General features: G+C 47.5%; 18 protein-coding genes. 5 read left to right on the forward strand and 13 right to left on the reverse strand.

What is annotated here, in order from left to right; genetic code table 11:
• Nucleotides 1-189: 189 nt before the first annotated feature.
• The 3 genes from E2566_RS15625 to E2566_RS15635 all read left to right on the forward strand — a co-directional run bounded on the left by E2566_RS15625 (nt 190) and on the right by E2566_RS15635 (nt 5,186).
• A complete protein-coding gene (locus E2566_RS15625) occupies nt 190-1,542 on the forward strand; it encodes a TolC family outer membrane protein (RefSeq protein WP_107170764.1) in 1,353 nt (450 codons plus the stop codon).
• Between the two features lie 79 nt (nt 1,543-1,621).
• The gene (locus E2566_RS15630; RefSeq protein ID WP_107170765.1) at nt 1,622-3,838 is read left to right on the forward strand and encodes a type I secretion system permease/ATPase; all 2,217 of its coding nucleotides are present in this window, start codon (nt 1,622-1,624) and stop codon (nt 3,836-3,838) included.
• Nucleotides 3,825-5,186, forward strand: a complete 1,362-nt coding sequence (locus tag E2566_RS15635) for an HlyD family type I secretion periplasmic adaptor subunit (RefSeq protein WP_107170766.1) — start codon at nt 3,825-3,827, stop codon at nt 5,184-5,186. The genes E2566_RS15630 and E2566_RS15635 overlap by 14 nt, the downstream gene beginning before the upstream one ends.
• Before the next feature lie 41 nt (nt 5,187-5,227).
• Here E2566_RS15635 and E2566_RS15640 read toward each other — a convergent pair whose 3' ends face one another.
• Together E2566_RS15640 and pdeH are read right to left on the reverse strand one after the other, a co-directional pair.
• Complete coding sequence (locus tag E2566_RS15640) at nt 5,228-6,742, reverse strand: sensor domain-containing protein (protein WP_107170767.1); 1,515 nt, start codon at nt 6,740-6,742, stop codon at nt 5,228-5,230.
• A 787-nt stretch (nt 6,743-7,529) separates the two neighbouring features.
• Complete coding sequence (gene pdeH / locus E2566_RS15645; RefSeq protein ID WP_165800677.1) at nt 7,530-8,321, reverse strand: cyclic-guanylate-specific phosphodiesterase; 792 nt, start codon at nt 8,319-8,321, stop codon at nt 7,530-7,532.
• Between the two features lie 470 nt (nt 8,322-8,791).
• On the opposite strand from pdeH, the gene E2566_RS15650 reads away from it, so the two are divergent.
• A complete protein-coding gene (locus E2566_RS15650) occupies nt 8,792-9,052 on the forward strand; it encodes a YfhL family 4Fe-4S dicluster ferredoxin (protein WP_039293116.1) in 261 nt (86 codons plus the stop codon).
• A 17-nt stretch (nt 9,053-9,069) separates the two neighbouring features.
• Here the strand turns inward: E2566_RS15650 and acpS are convergent, their stop codons facing one another.
• From acpS to lepA, 7 genes are all read right to left on the reverse strand, one after another.
• Nucleotides 9,070-9,450 carry a holo-ACP synthase gene (gene acpS / locus E2566_RS15655; RefSeq protein WP_107170768.1) on the reverse strand — a complete coding sequence of 127 codons (381 nt, stop codon included), beginning with the start codon at nt 9,448-9,450 and terminating at the stop codon, nt 9,070-9,072.
• Nucleotides 9,450-10,181: a pyridoxine 5'-phosphate synthase gene (pdxJ, locus tag E2566_RS15660; RefSeq protein ID WP_107170769.1), complete on the reverse strand. Its 732-nt coding sequence runs from the start codon at nt 10,179-10,181 to the stop codon at nt 9,450-9,452. Before pdxJ ends, acpS begins: the two co-directional genes overlap by 1 nt.
• An 80-nt stretch (nt 10,182-10,261) precedes the next feature.
• Complete coding sequence (recO, locus tag E2566_RS15665) at nt 10,262-10,999, reverse strand: DNA repair protein RecO (RefSeq protein WP_107170770.1); 738 nt, start codon at nt 10,997-10,999, stop codon at nt 10,262-10,264.
• Between the two features lie 11 nt (nt 11,000-11,010).
• Nucleotides 11,011-11,916 (reverse strand): GTPase Era, encoded by a 906-nt coding sequence (era, locus tag E2566_RS15670; protein ID WP_107170771.1) that lies wholly within the window; start codon nt 11,914-11,916, stop codon nt 11,011-11,013.
• Entirely contained in the window at nt 11,913-12,593 is a 681-nt protein-coding gene (rnc, locus tag E2566_RS15675; RefSeq protein ID WP_012822897.1) for a ribonuclease III, read from the reverse strand. Before rnc ends, era begins: the two co-directional genes overlap by 4 nt.
• A gap of 288 nt (nt 12,594-12,881) precedes the next feature.
• The gene (gene lepB / locus E2566_RS15680; RefSeq protein ID WP_107170772.1) at nt 12,882-13,847 is read right to left on the reverse strand and encodes a signal peptidase I; all 966 of its coding nucleotides are present in this window, start codon (nt 13,845-13,847) and stop codon (nt 12,882-12,884) included.
• Nucleotides 13,848-13,863: 16 nt separating this feature from the next.
• Complete coding sequence (gene lepA / locus E2566_RS15685) at nt 13,864-15,663, reverse strand: translation elongation factor 4 (protein ID WP_039476015.1); 1,800 nt, start codon at nt 15,661-15,663, stop codon at nt 13,864-13,866.
• Between lepA and E2566_RS15690 the strand changes: the two genes are divergently transcribed.
• Entirely contained in the window at nt 15,655-15,867 is a 213-nt protein-coding gene (locus E2566_RS15690) for a hypothetical protein (protein ID WP_133169879.1), read from the forward strand. The two genes, lepA and E2566_RS15690, sit on opposite strands and share 9 nt — an antisense overlap.
• Nucleotides 15,868-15,959: 92 nt before the next feature.
• On the opposite strand, the gene rseC is transcribed toward E2566_RS15690, so the two are convergent.
• The 4 genes from rseC to rpoE are packed head-to-tail and all read right to left on the reverse strand — an operon-like array spanning nt 15,960 to nt 18,653.
• Nucleotides 15,960-16,412, reverse strand: coding sequence for a SoxR-reducing system protein RseC (rseC, locus tag E2566_RS15695; RefSeq protein ID WP_107170773.1), 453 nt, complete (start codon nt 16,410-16,412; stop codon nt 15,960-15,962).
• Nucleotides 16,409-17,371: a sigma-E factor regulatory protein RseB gene (gene rseB, locus E2566_RS15700; RefSeq protein WP_107170774.1), complete on the reverse strand. Its 963-nt coding sequence runs from the start codon at nt 17,369-17,371 to the stop codon at nt 16,409-16,411. The genes rseC and rseB overlap by 4 nt, the downstream gene beginning before the upstream one ends.
• Complete coding sequence (gene rseA, locus E2566_RS15705; RefSeq protein ID WP_107170775.1) at nt 17,371-18,018, reverse strand: anti-sigma-E factor RseA; 648 nt, start codon at nt 18,016-18,018, stop codon at nt 17,371-17,373. The genes rseB and rseA overlap by 1 nt, the downstream gene beginning before the upstream one ends.
• A 59-nt stretch (nt 18,019-18,077) precedes the next feature.
• Nucleotides 18,078-18,653, reverse strand: coding sequence for an RNA polymerase sigma factor RpoE (gene rpoE / locus E2566_RS15710; protein WP_005973561.1), 576 nt, complete (start codon nt 18,651-18,653; stop codon nt 18,078-18,080).
• Nucleotides 18,654-18,891 lie beyond the last annotated feature (238 nt).

The raw sequence follows: 18,891 nt of genomic DNA on the forward strand, positions 1-18,891 counted from the left end.
AATATTCTTTCCAGAACTTTACTCATTTAGGGTAAGTCTTATTTCTTTCTCTCAATACGCCCTTTGCGATAGAATTAACGCACTGATATTAAAGAAATAAAAAAAATAAATTCGTTAAGCGTTTATATAACACTCAAACACTTTAATAGGAATAATCACAAATAAAGTTTTTGTGAAGGAAAACTGCTAATGATGCGTAGATACCGTTTTGTTTTATTACCCTTTATTGCCCTTTTTTCCACAGCGACGTATGCCGAGACGCTCCAGGATGCAATAAAAAGCTCGCTTTACACACACCCCGAAGTGAGTGCATCCATTAATAGCCGATTTTCCGCCGAACACGACTTACGTGCGGCAAAAGGCGGGTATCTTCCCTCCATTACGCTGAATGCTGGCGTTGGCCGTGAGGAAACCGATAGCCCCTCAACACGTGCTAGTGCCAATAAACGCACGGAGCTCAGTCGTCAGGAATCAAGCATCGCTCTGAACCAGACGGTATTTGATGGTTTTGCTACCTCGAGTGAAGTTGGCAGACAGCGTGCCACCGTCAATTCACGCGCCTATAAAGTGTTGAATACAAGTGAAGCGACGGCATTAGGCACCGTTCAGGTGTACCTCAACGTACTGCAACGCCAAGAATTCGTCCGCCTGGCAGAAGCCAATCTTGCAAGCCATGAGCGCATTTACGATCAAATAAGGCTGCGCAGCGAGCAAGGCGTTGGGAGATTGGCCGACCTTGATCAGGCGGAAGCCCGTTTAGCACAAGCACGCAACAACGCGCTGACAGAAAAAACCAATCTGGACGATGCCAAAATCAACTACATGAGTATTGTCGGAAAAGTGCCTGAAAATTTGGTTATGCCCGATGCGTCCGCAATAAAACTTCCCCCTTCTTTGGAGGAAGCACAACGCATCATGTTGGCAAATAGCCCGGCACTAAAATCCGCAGAATCGGATATTGAAGCCACGCAGCAGCAGTATGAAACATCAAAATCAACCTTTTATCCACGCCTCAACGTTGAACTCTCTCGTACAATGAATAATAACGTTGATGGGACGCGCGGCCAAAACAATGAGTGGCAAGCGATGCTGCGGATGCGCTACAACCTGTATGAAGGCGGCAGTAGCAAGGCCAGCATGGAATCTAAAGCCTATCAGGTAAAAGAAGCACAGGATGTTCGAAACAATGCTCTGCGGTTGTTGAATGAAGAACTGAAGCTCGCCTGGTCAGCGCTAAATAATTCACGTCAACAGGTTCCGATTGCCGCCGAATACGCCGATCGCAGTATGAAAGTACGTACCGCCTATCAGAAGCAATTTGGTCTGGGAGAAAGAACGTTATTGGACTTGCTGGATAGTGAAAACGAACTGTTCACCGCACAAAGACGCCTGGTCGAGGTTCGCTTCATCGCCCTTTATACCGAATACCGGATCACATCGCGTATGGGAGAGTTATTGAATCGTTTAGCGATCCCAACGCCTGATGCAGGTGTCAGTTTGACAAACGTGACAACCCAAGCAGAGTTGCCAAGCCTTAATTAATATATTTCATTAGTCAGCCAGCAATAAATTATGGTTTATATGCGAGGGAATTACGTTGTGTAAGGGAACGTTCAGTTAAATGAAGTTGCATTCAGTACAAGAGACGAAAGGTTCTGATGAATCGGTCGCCCATGAATCTACCGTTCATGAACCCATCGTCCATGAAAATAGTGACCCTCGCAGCCGTCATGACGACCCGTTATTGGATAGTTTGCTGATCCTCTGTGCCTTACAGGGGAAATCCGTCAGCCGTACCACTCTCACCGCTGGCTTGCCTTTAGCTAACCAGCGCTTATCCGTAAAATTGCTCCCAAGAGCCGCAGCACGTGCAGGATTGCAAGGCCGCGTTCTCAAACGTTCCCTGAATAAAATTTCTGAGATGTCACTTCCCGCGATGTTGCTGCTACGGGAAGGAGGCGCAGCGATTCTGTTAGGCTGGAACGCCGACGGCAGCGCACGTCTGATGCCCAGTGAAACTGAAGGCGGAGAAATTTCTGTTGAGCATAATATGCTGCAACAGAATTACCTTGGCTTAGTGATGTTCGCCCAGCCCCGCCATCAGTTCGATTTGCAAAATCCGTCACTGATCCCTCATACCAAATCCTGGTTTCGAGATACGCTTCAGCTTTCACGTTCGCTCTATCTGGATGCCATCCTTGCCAGTTTGCTGGTGAACATTATCGCACTTGCCACACCGTTGTTCGTGATGAATGTCTATGACCGCGTTGTACCTAATCAGGCAACGGCGACATTATGGGTGCTGGCAATCGGCGTTACTGGTGCTTTTGTTTTCGATTTAATTCTCAAAACGCTACGCGGCATTTGTCTTGATATGGCGGGCAAAAAAACCGATCTGATTATTTCAGCCACGTTATTTGAGCGCATTACCGGAATGTCGATGAAGGCTCGGCCACCACGAGTCGGTAGCTTTGCGCAAAATATTCATGAATTTCAGTCGCTCAGAGATTTCTTGTCCTCGCTGACGCTGACGACGCTGATCGATTTTCCCTTTACGCTGCTTCTGCTGCTGGTTATCGGTATCATCGGCGGTCCGCTGGTTTGGGTTTCCATACTGGCCTACCCTATCGCCCTGCTGGCGAGCTGGGCGATGCAAAAACCGCTGTCTGCCACGATTGAAAAAACGATGCATCTTGCCAGTGAACGACAGGCAACACTGATCGAAACGCTGAGCTGCCTGGATGCGATCAAGGTCAACAATGCAGAAAGCGAACGGCAGCACCAGTGGGAACAGACGATTGGCAGTCTGAGTAAGCTGGAAATGCGGGCGAAAGCGTTGTCTTCACTGGCAGTGAACCTGACGCAGTGGTTCCAGCAATTTGCTGGCGTGGCTATGATTGTCGTCGGCGTTTATATGCTAATTAACGGTAAACTCAGCATGGGTGGGCTGATTGCCTGTTACATGCTGAACGGCAGAGCGCTTATGCCGCTAGGCCAACTGTCAGGGCTGGTCAGCCGTTATCAGCAAGCGCGTTTGACGATGCAAACCACCGAACAGATGATGCAACTACCGCAAGAACGTAGCGATAACGAACATCCGCTGAAGCGCGAGAGTATCCGAGGTGGGATCGAATTTCGCGATGTGACGTTCAACTACCCAGAACAAAAAACCAGTTCACTGCAAAGTATCAGTCTGACCATTGCTCCCGGTGAGAAAGTGGGGGTAATTGGCCGCAGCGGCTCAGGGAAAAGCTCATTGCAAAAGCTGATCGTGAACCTCTATCAGCCCAACACGGGTAATATTCTGATCGACGGTGTTGATGCCCGTCAGTTGGATGTCAGCGATTTACGCCACAACATCGGCTATGTCCCGCAGGATATTCAATTGTTCAGTGGCTCGCTGCGCAATAACCTCATTAGCGGCGCGCGCTATGTCGAAGATGAAGCCATGCTAAGAGCCGCTGAAATTTCAGGGGTAAACGAGTTTGCACGCCTGCACCCCGATGGCTACAACCTTCAGGTCGGTGAACGAGGCCAACAACTCTCCGGCGGGCAGCGCCAGGCTGTCGCGATAGCCAGAGCGCTATTGCTTGATCCTCCGATTCTGGTTCTTGATGAACCCACCAGTTCGATGGATAACACCAGCGAAGACCGGTTAAAGCAAGCTCTCGCCCCCGTCATTGCGGAAAAAACGCTGTTGCTAGTTACCCATCGAGTTTCCATGCTGGCGCTGGTCGATCGTTTAGTGATTGTCGATAAAGGCAAAATTATTGCGGATGGGCCGAAAGCGATCGTGATGGATGCGTTGAAGAAGGGGCAGATCAATGCGTCTCGGTAAATATATCAAACGAATCAAACGGTATTTTGTTGGTGGAGATGAGGAAAGCCTACAAACGATGCCAGAAGTAAGCCGGGCAATGGCTGAGGATTCACCACGTTCTATTCGCTTCACGCTGTGGGCTATCGGGGCCTTTTTCCTGTTCTTTATTTTGTGGGCGGGACTGGCGAATATTGATGAAGTCACCCGAGGCGAGGGTAAAGCCATCCCTTCTTCTCGCTTGCAAAAAATTCAGAATCTGGAAGGTGGAATCGTCACGGAAGTATTCATTCGTGAAGGTCAGGTCGTCAATGCTGGCGATCCTTTGCTGCGCCTTGATGATACTCGCTTTGCTTCCAATGTAGGAGAAACCGAAGCTGACCGGCTTGCACTGCTGTCACGTGTTGAGCGCCTGAACGCCGAAATCAGCGATAGGGAGCTCATGCTTTCCGAAGAAATAATGACGCAAGCGCCTAAAATTGCAGCAGGTGAACAAGAGCTTTATAACAGCCGTCGCCAGCAGCTTCATAATGAAGTATCCGGTCTGGAAGAGCAGTTGATCCAACGTCGCCAAGAACTGCGGGATTTTTCTGCCAAAGAGATTCAATTCCGCAATAGTCTGGGTCTGCTTCAGCAAGAAATTAAAATGTCGGAACCGTTGATTGCAGAAGGCGCAATTTCTAAAGTAGAAGTTTTGCGCCTACGCCGTGCTGAAGTCGAAACCCGTGGTCAGCTCGACTCTGTCAAACTCTCAATTCCCCGAGCGGAATCTGCAATTAAAGAGATCGAGAATAAAATAGAAGAAACCCGCAGTCGTTATAAAAGCGAGGCGTTATCTCAGCTCAGCGAAGCACAAACCAATCTGAATAAAATTGAAGCTACGGGTAAAGCACTGGAAGACAGGGTAAATCGAACGCTAGTCGTCTCCCCTGTTCGCGGTATTGTGCAGCAGGTTCTGGTAAATACCATCGGGGGGGTGATTCAGCCGGGTAGCGATCTGGTGGAAATTGTTCCACTAGATGACAAGCTACTGGTGGAAGCTAAAGTTCGCCCTCAGGATATTGCCTTTTTACACCCTGGTCAGGATGCCATAATAAAGTTGACGGCCTATGACTACACCATCTATGGCGGTTTAAAAGGTCAGTTGGAACAAATCAGCCCAGACACGGTAACCGATAAAGAAGGGAACAGCTTTTATATTATTCGTTTGCGGACTGATAAGAATTATTTAGGCTCAGCCGATAAACCTCTTCTTATCATTCCCGGCATGGTAGCCTCGGTAGATATAATAACGGGAAAGAAAACGATCCTCAGTTATTTGTTAAAGCCAATCATTCGGGCAAAAGCGGAAGCACTGCGAGAAAGATAATAAAAAGGCGCTCAACATGCGCCTTTTATCTGTTCCACTAATCAGTGCTCATTCATACTGTGATAAATCTGTGTTTGGCTCCGCCCCATCGCTTTAGCCTGATACATAGCGGAATCGGCATTAATTGCCAACGTCAGAGAATCGGAACCGTGCTCTGGGTACAATGCAATACCGATACTGCATGATATATCCAGCGTTTTACCATTGATCTCAAAAGGTTTGTTCAATGCGTTATGGATTTTATCGGCAACATAAAGCGTATTATCAATCTCTTTAATACCCTGAAGCAGAATAATAAATTCATCGCCGCTACGGCGATATACCGTATCCGAATCACGAACCGCGCCACGCATACGCGCCGCGGCTTCTTTTAATAGCAAATCACCAACAGCATGTCCGAATGAATCGTTTATCTGTTTAAATTTATCGAGATCGAGGAACATCAGCGCGATTTTTCTGCCAGTTTGCTTAGATAACAGAATCGCCTGTTCCATTTGTTCGGCGAACGTCAGGCCGTTAGCCAATGACGTTAATGAGTCATAATGCGCCAGTTGCCGATAGTGTTCCTCACTCCGCCGCAGCATATCGATGGCATGGTATCGCTCTATAGCGATCGCAATCAGCTGTGCAGATTTCTCTATAGAGAAAATTTCTTCCTCGGTCGGTGCATAGACTTTACGATGGTAAACGCTTAAAACACCTAATATTTCTTTGTTCTGGCCAATGATAGGTTCAGACCAGCAGGAGCGCAGCCCAGCGTATAATGCCAACCCTTTATATAAGGACCAGTGTGGATGAACTGAAATATCGTCAGCAACTACGCGCTTTCCGGTATAAGCTGCCGTACCAAAAGAAGCCACACCATCAGCAATTTTTACATTATGAATGGCATTTTTATAGAAACCAGGCAGACTTGGTGCAGATCCAAGCGTCAGACATTTCTTGTCTTTATCGACTAACAGTACAGAGCAAACGATGCGGCCAGGATTTTTCTCCTCAACGCTGAAAATGATCGCATCCAGAATATCTTTCAGCGGCGCACCGCTTGATAACAGTTCCAGCGCACGATTGTATGAATTATCGTGATGTTCCTGTGATTTCCGTTCCGTGATATCTAACTTAATGCCGACATATTGAGTCGTGTTACTCGCTTTATTATATATTTTAACGATATTGGCCTTTTCCCAATACAGTTGCCCATCTTTGCGTCGGTTAACAAACTCACCACTCCAAACATTACCTTTATTTATGGTAGCCCACAGATCTTCATAGACGCTGGCGTTAGTCATGCCAGAGTTTAATATATTCGTTTTTTTGCCAATAACTTCATCCGGCATATAGCCAGACATGGTAATAAACTGACGATTTACGTAAATAATTTCACAATTTTCATCTGCGATCATAATTGAGGCAGGGCTATATTCCATTGCAAAAAAAGTCATGTTGAGAAAATCTTGTTTTTTCTGTTCAGTTTTAAACTTTTGTTTAATTTTTCTATTTTTCACAGAAGAAAACAATAACAGCATTAACAGTAAGGTTATTATAATTTCATACACAATAACACTCTCCTCAGGCCCGAGTGGTCCTGATCGTACACATCACAACGCAGATGGCGAAAAATCCCGGCAACAAACCCCTACCCCGCCGATTTTCGGGATCGGTGAATTTCCAGAGAGCAGAAAGGATGAAAGAAAAAACGCTCCATGAAGCAGGAGTATTTAGAAACATAGCAACGTCAGCATAAAGCCCTCGCATATGACTGTGCGCAGATAAAAACAGCAAATTCAAAAGAGTATCTTAATTTAATAGTAGTAATTGTTCGGGTTATAAGCTTTTCTAATGGAATAAAAGAATATTCCTAAAGGTATATGGAGATATATTTTGAACGTCAATTTTTTGTAAGCAAATCAATTATACCAATAAGTATCATTGTTTTAATCAATAAAATCTATCACAAAATGATTTTTGATCGTTAACAGTAAACATTATATTTTTTTACCATTAAAAATCAAATAATTAAAAGAAAAAAATAAAATCATTAACGCAAGTGCCTGATGATATATGTCATAATTTGATGCAAAATTTGTAACCCCTCTTCCTTTTAGTTTGTTGAAACTAAACACTGTTATAACAAATAAAATAAGAATTAAATAACAAAAATAAAACAAAAATGGCATTTTACTTCATGAAGTGAAATGAGAGGTAAGGTTGTCGGCGTGGCGAATTTTCACACAACTATGAAGCATTAGAAAACATAATGAGTTGATACGGAAGAAGAAAAGCGACGAGATGTATAGCAGTACTCTAATGAGTAAAATCATATCCCAAACAACAGGTTATCACCTATAGTTCGAGCTTCAACGTTTCAAAATTCTCAAATGGCTGGGGACGTGAAAGATAGTAACCTTGGGCAGCATAAGCATGCGAAGCCTGAACAATCGCCCACTCCTCTCGTGTTTCGATCCCTTCAATCACCACATAATTGCAAAAGCGTGATAGCAACGCGATCAACGCGGGAAAAACAGTGCGTCCTTCACTACTTTGTTGCAGGAGAATGAAGAGCTCACGCGCGACTTTGATGCAATCATACTGAGCCAGCATCAATGATGAAAAATTCGCCATACCACAGCCAAAATCATCCAACCACAACGTTTGTGCCTCAGGGAGTTTGGTTAATACTTCTTTCGGCAACCCCCCCTGATTTTCAACCATTTCAAAACGAATCCAAGGCATTTCCGCGATCAGGCGTTTGGCTTCCAGATTATTTTGCAACGCCAATAGCGTCATGCCATCGATGTTGACAGAGGCAAAAAGATCGTCGCGAGTAAATCGGAAACTCCATTGAGACAAAAGTTGCAGTTGTTCTACAATAATTAACAGGCGGGTATCAACATCAATATTTGCGAAGTATTTTTCAGGAGAGATGAACTTTTGCGGCAGGGTAGGAGAAAAAACGGAAGTCAGTAACTCAATAGCCATTAATTTACCAGATGTTCGATAAATGGGCTGAAAAGTATACCGCCGTTGACATTGTTGCCAGTAATCAGCGTCTAACGGCTCCACGCTTCCCTGTTGGAAAAATCCAGTTCCAAACTGATTAAGATGACCTTCCTGCTGCACTATGAGTTCCGCCATTAAACTGACACTATTAGTTATAAAATTATATCATACGGGCATGCACCGACATCGACTCTCAAGATGCAAACTTAATCGGCAAAACCGATTAAATCGATGTCCATGATATTACAAAAATAAGTGGTTCAATATCACAACTAAATTATTTAAATTGTAAATCAATAAATTAAAAACCAATAAACACAGTCGCACTGGCTGATTTATGCAGTCTAATGCATACACATAAAACCAATTTAACGAACAGATGGTAATTTTACCCTGTAACCTCACTATTTATGTAGCCAATAGGTCGCATGCTGAAGACCTGCGAAAGCACATGAAAGCGACAGAAAATAGCCGCCGGGGAGAAAGCACGTCAAAGGCAACAGAGGCCAATTCGGCAGTATATTACCCATCAACCATAGTTACGCGTGTCTAAACGAGCGTCAACGGGTATAATCTGCGCCTTATTTGTAAGGTAGAAGAACATCATGGCGTTACTCATCACCCATAAATGCATCAACTGTGACATGTGTGAGCCCGAGTGTCCTAATCAGGCCATCTCCATGGGCATGGACATTTATGAAATTGATACCACGCTCTGCACGGAGTGCGTTGGTCACTACGACACACCTACATGTCAGAAAGTTTGTCCAATCGACAATACGATCGTCAAAGATCCAAACCATGTTGAAGGTAATGAGCAGTTGTGGGAAAAATATGTGCTCATGCACCACGCTGACAGGATTTGAGCATCCAATAGCGAGTGTCAGCTTTCGATAATCACCGTCGCACAGGCATAGCGTCTTTCGTCAGCCAACGTTACATGTACGTGTCTTACGCCTATCTGTTCTGCCAACTCTGCCGCCTTAGCAAAAAACCGCAGACAAGGTTTGCCCAGCTCGTCATTAAAAACCTCAAACTGGTTGAACGCGAGTCCGTTGCGAATTCCCGTACCGAAAGCTTTTGCAGCTGCTTCTTTCACTGCAAAACGCTTGGCAAGGAAACGGACTGGCTGCTGATGCTGCTGATAATGTGCCCATTCAGCATCCGTCAGAACACGGCGAGCCAATCGCTCGCCTGAACGTTCAATAACAGCATCAATACGGGCGATTTCGACAATATCGGTGCCGAGCCCAAGAATCGCCATTAGCGGCGAGCTTCGCGCATCAGACTCTTCATTTCGGCAACCGCCTCCTTCAGACCGCTCATTACTGCGCGTCCGATAATGGCATGCCCGATATTTAATTCGTGCATTTCCGGTAGCGCGGCGATAGGCAGAACGTTATGGTAGGTCAAACCATGACCAGCATTGACTTTAAGCCCTTGCGCAGCAGCGTAAGTCGCCGCATCGCGAATGCGCTCAAATTCATGCTGACGAGTTTCATCATCGGGTGCATCGGCATAGGCTCCCGTATGAATTTCGATATAAGATGCACCGCTGGCAACAGCGGCATCAATTTGCCGTTTATCCGCATCAATAAATAGCGAAACCAATATGTTAGCCTGGCTAAGTTTGGCTACCGCGTTATCGATTTTTTCCTGCTGCCCCGCCACATCCAGCCCGCCTTCGGTTGTCACCTCCTGGCGTTTCTCCGGTACCAGACAGCAAAAATGCGGCTTCACTTCACAAGCGATATTCAGCATTTCTTCCGTGACAGCCATTTCCAGATTCATACGGGTTTGGAGCGTCTCTCTCAGTATCCGTACATCACGATCCGTAATATGGCGACGATCTTCACGCAAATGTACTGTAATGCCATCCGCACCAGCCTGTTCCGTAACAAAAGCAGCCTGAACGGGGTCGGGATACGCCGTTCCACGCGCATTACGCAGTGTCGCGATGTGGTCAATATTAACGCCAAGTAACAGTTCAGCCATGATAAACCCTCGATAAAGTCATGCACGATACGTTGGAGTTTACACCGATGTCACAGCGTCGGGGTACTGAGGAGAAGGGATTATTTATCAGAAGAGGTGGATTTGGACACATTAGCAGCAGGAACGAACTGTCGAAACAGTTCACGACTTTTCAACGGTTTCCCCCCCAGATACGGCTTTAACGCGATGCGGGTGAAACGCTTTGCAGCCTTCAGTGTGCCGACATCAGGAAATTCACGCGATGCCAGCGAGCGTAACTCGTGTCCGGTAAAGCTTTTATTATCGACAATCAGACTGGCAATAAATCCCCTTTCTTCTCGATACTGGTAGGTCATAGTATCTGCTACAGGTTCACCGCTGCCAGCACAATGCAGGAAATCGACGCCATATCCCAGATAGCCCAATAACGCTAATTCAAAGCGTCTTAATGCCGGTTCTGGAGAAGCATCCTGTGCAGCAAGGTGTTGTAAGCAGTGGAGATAATCGAAGAAAAGAGCGGAATAATTAGTTTCATGTTCCAGCACACGAGACAGCAGCTCGTTAACATATAAACCGCTATACAGCATCGAGCCCGTCAGCGGCAGCGCCAACGAGACAGGCTCCGCACTGCGTAAGGTTTTCACTTCCCCCCGCCCGCTCCAGCGTACCAGCAGCGGAGTAAAAGGCTGTAAACAGCCTTTTAGGCTAGAGCGTCGAGCTCGCGCACCTTTAGCAAGCACGCGAACTCGACCATCGCTTTCGCTAAACAGATCCAGCAATAAGCTGGTTTCACTATAAGGTCGCCCATGCAAGACAAATGCGCGCTGCCAGCCTTCCATCGGCGTGAACCTTACAAGTCTTCGCTATAACCCAGGCTGCGCAGGGCACGTTCGTCATCTGCCCAGCCGGATTTCACTTTAACCCACAGTTCAAGGTGAACTTTGGCTTCAAACATCTCTTCCATATCCTGACGAGACTCGATACCAATGGTTTTAATTTTGGCACCTTTGTTGCCAATGACCATCTTCTTCTGGCCTTCACGTTCAACCAGAATCAGGCCATTGATGTCATAACCACCACGTTCGTTAGTCACGAAACGCTCGATTTCAACCGTTACGGAATACGGCAATTCTTCACCCAGGAAGCGCATCAGTTTTTCACGGATAATTTCCGACGCCATAAAGCGCTGTGAGCGATCGGTGATGTAATCTTCCGGGAAGTGATGGGTTGCCTGCGGTAAGTGTTTACGCACAATGCTGGCAATCGTATCGACATTCGTGCCCTTCTCCGCAGAGATCGGAACAACATCAAGGAAATCCATCTGCTGACTGAGGAACTGGATATGCGGCAGCAGCTTAGTCTTATCCGTGACGTTATCGACTTTATTGATCGCCAACAGCACGGGAAGTTTCTGATCGCGCAGCTTATTCAACACCATGTCATCGTCGTCGTTCCAGTGTGTACCTTCAACAACGAAAATGATCAGTTCAACGTCACCAATTGAACTGCTGGCAGCACGGTTCATCAGGCGGTTAATCGCCCGTTTTTCTTCAATGTGCAATCCCGGCGTATCCACATAGATCGCCTGATAAGGCCCTTCGGTGTGAATACCCATGATGCGGTGCCGCGTTGTCTGGGGCTTACGGGACGTAATGGAGATCTTTTGCCCCAGCAATTGATTCAATAACGTCGATTTACCGACGTTTGGTCGACCAACAATCGCGATAAAACCGCAGTGTGTCTGTACTTCGCTCATTCAAGCTCCAGTTTTTTCAACGCTTGTTCAGCCGCAGCCTGTTCGGCTTTACGACGGCTCGATCCTGTACCAATGACCGACTCGCTAAAGCCGCTCACCTGACAGTGGATAGTAAACTCCTGATCGTGTGCTTCCCCACGAACCTGTACCACCAGATAGGTTGGTAGAGGTAGGTGACGCCCTTGCAGAAATTCCTGCAACCGCGTTTTCGGATCTTTTTGCTTATCGCCGGGACTGATTTCATCCAGGCGCGTTTGATACCAATTCAAGATCAAACGTTCGATATTCAGGATGTCACTGTCGAGAAAAATGCCACCAATCAGGGCTTCGACCGTATCCGCCAATATCGACTCACGCCGGAAACCACCGCTTTTTAACTCACCGGGGCCGAGGCGCAAGCACTCTCCCAGCTCGAATTCACGCGCGATTTCCGCCAAGGTATTACCTCGCACCAGAGTGGCTCGCATCCGGCTCATGTCTCCCTCATCAACCTTGGGAAAACGATGATACAGCGCATTAGCGATCACAAAACTCAGGATGGAGTCACCCAGGAACTCGAGTCTTTCATTATGTTTGCTGCTGGCACTGCGATGTGTCAACGCCTGTAACAAAAGCTCGTACTGCTGAAAAGTATAGCCCAGCTTTCTTTGTAAACGATTTATCAGGATGGGATTCATGTGTTACCAATAGATCAACGATGCGTCAAAAACAGCAGCATACGGAACAGCCCTGCTTACCAATTCGGTCAAAACTGTTTCGTTTGCATTGGCTCCCATGAGGGAGCCTGCCTTTCTGCCCGTCATACTTCGCGTTGCATGCACGTTAGCGGTGTTCAAACGATAACGTTTTGCCCTGCAATTCGCATTATTTAGGGCACGTTCTTTCAAAAAGTACTTCAGAAATATTCTACAACGGACAGCATTAGAATGCTGCCTGTATCTTATTTCAGTAATGCTTACTTTGGATTAATGAATGCCACCAATGCGACTCAAACGTACGCCAGTGGGCCATTCACCTTCCTGCTTCTCAAAGCTCATCCAGATAGCAGTAGCTTTACCGACCAGATTTCTCTCCGGTACGAAGCCCCAATAGCGACTATCCAGACTGTTGTCTCGGTTATCACCCATCATGAAGTAGTGCCCTGCGGGAACAACCCATGTAGCAAGTTGCTGCTGCGATTGCTGATAATAACCACCAAGCTGATCCTGCTGGCCCGGTACTAACAAAATATTATGCGTTACATTGCCTAATGACTCTTTGCGCGCGCCCATGCGAACGCCATCGACACTGTTGTCATTGGCAGGCACCTGATAGAAACCGCCACGCGATTCCCCACCAGGCTGGTTAAAAGTCTGAACAAAATCGCTAGGCTGCACATTACTGTATGTCACCGCCAGTGCTGTATCACACGCCTGCTGCCCCTGGCAGGATGGACGAATCGTTACCTGCTTAGTTATTGGGTTATAGCTGACGCGATCGCCCGGCACGCCAACCACACGCTTGATGAAATCCACCTTCGGGTCGGACGGGTATTTAAACACCACGACGTCACCGCGCTTCGGGTGTCCCGTTTCGATCAGCGTTTTTTGCGTAAAGGGTTCTTTAATGCCATAGGCAAATTTCTCCACCAGAATAAAATCACCGATCAACAGCGTTGGCATCATCGAACCGGATGGAATCTGAAACGGCTCATAAATAAAGGAGCGCACAACCAATACCAGTGCCACTACCGGGAATACGGATGCAATGGTTTCGATCCAGCCGGGTTGTGGAATGGCTTTCGACGAAACCGCACCATCAGCCAGATCGGCACCGCTCATGGCGGCAAATTTTTTCCGGCGAGCCGGAGCCCAAACGAAGCGCTCTAAACACCAGACAATCCCCGTGACCAGCGTCACCAATGCCAAAATTACGGCAAACATATTGGCCATGCCAACTCCTCAGAATTTATTTACTGTCCTTGCCGACGTGCAGAATTGCCAGAAACGCTTCTTGTGGCAGTTCGACATTACCGACCTGCTTCATACGTTTCTTACCGTCTTTCTGTTTCTGCAACAGTTTCTTCTTACGGCTGACGTCACCACCATAGCATTTGGCCAGTACGTTTTTACGCAATTGCTTAACCGTAGAGCGCGCAATAATGTGGTTACCAATCGCGGCCTGAATCGCAATATCAAACTGCTGACGAGGAATCAATTCTTTCATCTTTTCGACGAACTCACGGCCACGATATTGTGAATTATCACGGTGAGTAATCAGGGCCAATGCATCAACACGTTCGTTGTTAATTAATACATCAACGCGCACCATATCTGATGCCTGAAAACGTTTGAAGCCGTAATCCAGTGATGCATAACCACGAGAGGTGGACTTCAGGCGGTCAAAGAAATCGAGCACCACTTCGGCCATCGGGATTTCATAGGTTAACGCAACCTGATTGCCGTGATACACCATGTTCGTCTGCACGCCGCGCTTCTCAATACAAAGCGTAATCACGTTGCCCAAATACTCCTGAGGCATCAGCATGTGACACTCGGCAATCGGCTCGCGCAGTTCCTGAATATTATTCAATGGCGGCAGTTTAGACGGACTATCGACATAAATGGTTTCTTTCGCCGTCGTTTCTACTTCATACACAACCGTCGGTGCAGTGGTGATCAATTCCAGATCGTACTCACGCTCCAGACGCTCCTGAATGATCTCCATGTGCAGCAGCCCCAGGAAGCCACAGCGGAAGCCAAAGCCCAGCGCCGTAGAGCTTTCCGGTTCATAGAACAGGGAGGCATCATTGAGGCTCAGCTTGCCTAACGCATCACGGAATGCTTCATAGTCGTCGGAACTGATCGGGAACAGACCGGCATAGACCTGCGGTTTGACTTTCTTAAAACCCGGCAACGCTTTTTCAGCCGGCTGACGCGCCAGCGTCAGGGTATCCCCGACAGGGGCTCCCAAAATATCTTTGATGGCACACACCAACCAGCCTACTTCGCCGCAGTTCAATACATCGCGGTCGATCTGCTTCGGTGTGAAAATGCCGAGACGGTCGGCGTTATACACCTGCCCCGTACTCATCACCTTAATTTTGTCGCCTTTGCGCATCGTACCGTTTTTGATACGTACCAGAGATACAACGCCAAGGTAGTTATCAAACCAGGAGTCGATAATTAGCGCCTGTAGCGGCTCATCAGGGCTGCCTTCCGGCGGCGGAATATCACGTACCAAACGATCCAGAACATCCGGCACGCCAATCCCTGTTTTTGCAGAGCAGCGCACAGCGTCGGTGGCATCAATACCAACAATGTCTTCAATTTCTTGAGCAACGCGATCGGGGTCAGCGGCAGGCAGGTCGATCTTGTTAAGAACCGGCACCACTTCCAGATTCATATCCAACGCGGTATAGCAGTTAGCCAGCGTTTGCGCTTCAACACCTTGCCCGGCATCAACAACAAGCAGCGCGCCTTCACAGGCAGCGAGCGAGCGAGAAACTTCATAAGAGAAGTCAACGTGCCCTGGCGTATCAATGAAGTTTAACTGGTAGGTTTGGCCGTCCTGCGCTTTATAATCCAGCGTTACACTTTGCGCTTTAATCGTGATTCCACGTTCACGTTCCAGATCCATCGAATCCAGAACCTGCGCAGCCATTTCACGCTCGGTTAAACCGCCGCAAATCTGGATAATACGGTCAGATAACGTCGATTTACCGTGGTCGATATGGGCAATAATGGAGAAATTTCGTATATGCTTCATTATAAAAATTTTTCTACCTTGATATTCCTGAAATTCTTGCCGATGGGCATGCGCATAGGTGAAAACAGCAGCGATGTTATTCCACCTGAATCGCAGCATTCTACATGCGGGAAGCGTGAAAACCTAGTCATGTCCGGTGCATTCCCCTTGATTATGACGGTTTTATTTGGAATAGCAGAACAACAAGAGGAAAGCAGGAAGTAAAGTGTCATTACGTGGCAAACAGCGTGTTGAAAGATAGCAAGATAGTGAACACGGTTTCCGCACCACATGCCCTTTGCGCCAACACGTACGAATCAATTTTGCAACAGCGTTCCAGGCAGCGCGATTTGCAGGATAACAGGCTCATAACGCTTATTTTTACCTAACCGTTTTGCCCAACGTTTAACCCCGATAAACGCCAAACCGCCACCCAATAATGCACCAATAACGGCAGCCAGATCGGTACTGAACAACGTTTGGAATATCGCCGCCCCGAACAGCAGCCCAACCAGAGGAACACAGTAAACCAGAGCGGCAGAAAGCAACAACCGCCCTTCGGAAATACCCAACTCCACTTTTTGCCCCACTTCCAAAGGCCGATCGTAAGGGACATGCAGCGTATTTTCAGCAGAAAGCCCAAGCTGGCTTAATAAGCCAGTTCCACACGATGAGCGAGATTTACAACTGCCACACCCCGCACTGGGCTCACAGCGCAGCTCTGCAATGCCATCCTGCCATGACACAACGGTTGCCCATTCTTTAATCATGGTTGCGCCTTCAAAAGGATGCTGTCAGCCACGCGCTTAGCCGTAGAAGGAGGAATATCACCGACAACGGTAATCTCGCGGTTGCCCCGCATGACGGTGTGAATAGAACGTCGACCGGTAAGTAGTGACTGCTCCTCGCTCACGTCAGAAGACGGGCTAATATTAATCGAAAAACTAAACAAACCATCGCTGTACAAGCGAGTTTCAATCGGAATGGACGAACCAGGCAAGATTTTCTTGCTGTGCGAAAGCGCTTTCATTCCTGTCGGTAACCATTCTGGCTCCCAGGTGAAATCCCCTTTTTCTACAGCAGACGTAGGTAAAACGGGAGGCAACTTGATCCCTTCCAGCGGACGCATCACGCTAACCACATCATCGTCAACAATCAGTGATGTCGTTAAGAATTGTTCCAACCGCTTGTCACCATTACGATCCTGTAAATCGATACGCAGTGGAAGTTTAGATTCCGCATCAATCCACACCGTATAACTGTAGCGAGTACCATCGCGTGAAATAACGCGAACGCCTAATGCCAGACGATCGGCAATACGCACCCGCCCATCTGCGGGAACAAAATCATAATAGGGCGATAACTTCTGGAAATCAGCAAAGACGAGGGAAGGCAGAGAATCGACGATATGATCGCTGGCTAGCGTAAATGGCTCAAAACCGGGATCGAAATAGCTGATCTCATTACCACGCTGCACAATCTCGCGTCGCGGCCCATCCATAAACAGCAGTTGCGCCAAGGAATGATTGTTGACCACAGCATGACGATACCGTACCGACTCAAATCCTTGCAGGGTGATATTGATAAATGAAATTTCGTAATTCAGAGAACGAACAGCGCCATTCATCTGTTGCAGCAACGCGCCCGGCTCAACATTCTGAGCCGGGGCGAACGTAGAATAAAACAGGCTGCCAATCAGAAAACAGGCGGCGGACCAAACGCGCTTCATTACCGGGGCTGTGTTCCTAATGATTGAGTGCCGGGAACCTGAATTGCCGCTTGCTGATCGTCCTGCGGCAGAGCATGCTCGGCATGCAACCGGCGCTGTAATTCGTAGTCCTGCAAAATAGCGTTAAGGCGATTACGCTGCATATCAGATTTCTGTTGACCGCTGTGAGGGGCTATATTTTCTGACGGTACACCCAAGCTCACAGGGGAGGCTGTCCCCATAGCGGGTAAGGTACTGAACACGCCGGATTCCACAACATGTTCGGCCGAATTGCCCTGCTGATAATTTTGTACGCCAACAATCACGGCTAAAGATACGCAGGCCGCGACACCAACTTGCGTCAGTTGGCTGCCCCACGGGCGAATCTTGTGCCAGAACGGCATCTTCGCCCACTCGACAGGTTGTGGCTGAGATTCAGGCTGCGCTTGTGGAACCAGACGAACGGGCTCTTTTTCGATTGCAGCGGCAACACGAGAAGCGATGTCCAGGTGAATCACGTTTTCACTCACATCACCACGCATCGCATCGCGGATTAGATGATAACTTTGCCAACTTTGCTGCAACGCGTCATCGCGTGACAATGCGCCTAACAGTTCGGAATCTACTGCTTCGCCATCCATTAAAGCGGAAAGTTTCTCTTTCTGCATACCGACACCCTTACCTTGTCAAATCCATCATTAGTCATGCGGATAGCTGGAAACGCTCGCTAGCGCTGAATAAGCGGTTGTACTTTATTATCAATAGCTTCCCGCGCCCGAAAAATACGAGAACGAACCGTGCCGACGGGACAATCCATAATCACGGCAATCTCTTCGTAGCTTAAACCGTCCAGCTCACGCAGCGTGATCGCTAAACGTAAATCTTCCGGCAAAGACTCGATAGTTCGGAAAACTATGCTTCGTAGTTCTTCTGACAACATTAAATTCTCAGGGTTCGATATTTCTTTCAGTGCACCCGCATTTTCATAGTTTTCCGCGTCATTAGCATCAATGTCGCTGGAAGGCGGGCGGCGCCCCTGAGCTACCAGATAATTCTTGGCTGTATTCACGGCGATACGATACAACCATGTGTAAAATGCACTATCACCGCGGAATGATTCTAACGCGCGATACGCTTTAATAAACGATTCCTGTACCACGTCCGGCACGTCCCCTTGTGGAACATACCGCGATACCAGGCTCGCTACCTTATGCTGATAACGAACGACCAATAAGTTAAACGATTTTTGATCGCCTTTTTGGACTCGCTCGACCAGAACCTGATCTGCCAGTTGCTCGCTCATCCGAGGTAATCTCTACTCAAACCGTTCTCCACACACAAAATAGTACTGCCAGCTATATAAGTCATATTTAGAGCAAGCTCCTCATTAGAACCAAGACATTCAATAAAGTTCCGGGTCATCATTTTTTCTTTTACTTAGCACCGTTACTCGTCTTTGCGATGCGTATCATGACGCATTCTCTTCATCACACATTGTATTTATCTGAACACATTGTATTTATCTGAACACACGGTCTTCA

Source organism: Pectobacterium punjabense (assembly GCF_012427845.1).
GTDB lineage: Bacteria > Pseudomonadota > Gammaproteobacteria > Enterobacterales > Enterobacteriaceae > Pectobacterium > Pectobacterium punjabense.

Coding starts and splice junctions, on each gene's coding strand:
- E2566_RS15625 (WP_107170764.1), top strand. CDS start 190: ATGATGCGTAGATACCGTTTTGTTTTATTACCCTTTATTGCCCTTTTT.
- E2566_RS15630 (WP_107170765.1), top strand. CDS start 1,622: ATGAAGTTGCATTCAGTACAAGAGACGAAAGGTTCTGATGAATCGGTC.
- E2566_RS15635 (WP_107170766.1), top strand. CDS start 3,825: ATGCGTCTCGGTAAATATATCAAACGAATCAAACGGTATTTTGTTGGT.
- pdeH (WP_165800677.1), bottom strand. CDS start 8,321: ATGGCGGAACTCATAGTGCAGCAGGAAGGTCATCTTAATCAGTTTGGA.
- E2566_RS15650 (WP_039293116.1), top strand. CDS start 8,792: ATGGCGTTACTCATCACCCATAAATGCATCAACTGTGACATGTGTGAG.
- acpS (WP_107170768.1), bottom strand. CDS start 9,450: ATGGCGATTCTTGGGCTCGGCACCGATATTGTCGAAATCGCCCGTATT.
- pdxJ (WP_107170769.1), bottom strand. CDS start 10,181: ATGGCTGAACTGTTACTTGGCGTTAATATTGACCACATCGCGACACTG.
- recO (WP_107170770.1), bottom strand. CDS start 10,999: ATGGAAGGCTGGCAGCGCGCATTTGTCTTGCATGGGCGACCTTATAGT.
- era (WP_107170771.1), bottom strand. CDS start 11,916: ATGAGCGAAGTACAGACACACTGCGGTTTTATCGCGATTGTTGGTCGA.
- rnc (WP_012822897.1), bottom strand. CDS start 12,593: ATGAATCCCATCCTGATAAATCGTTTACAAAGAAAGCTGGGCTATACT.
- lepB (WP_107170772.1), bottom strand. CDS start 13,847: ATGGCCAATATGTTTGCCGTAATTTTGGCATTGGTGACGCTGGTCACG.
- E2566_RS15690 (WP_133169879.1), top strand. CDS start 15,655: ATGCTTCATTATAAAAATTTTTCTACCTTGATATTCCTGAAATTCTTG.
- lepA (WP_039476015.1), bottom strand. CDS start 15,663: ATGAAGCATATACGAAATTTCTCCATTATTGCCCATATCGACCACGGT.
- rseC (WP_107170773.1), bottom strand. CDS start 16,412: ATGATTAAAGAATGGGCAACCGTTGTGTCATGGCAGGATGGCATTGCA.
- rseB (WP_107170774.1), bottom strand. CDS start 17,371: ATGAAGCGCGTTTGGTCCGCCGCCTGTTTTCTGATTGGCAGCCTGTTT.
- rseA (WP_107170775.1), bottom strand. CDS start 18,018: ATGCAGAAAGAGAAACTTTCCGCTTTAATGGATGGCGAAGCAGTAGAT.
- rpoE (WP_005973561.1), bottom strand. CDS start 18,653: ATGAGCGAGCAACTGGCAGATCAGGTTCTGGTCGAGCGAGTCCAAAAA.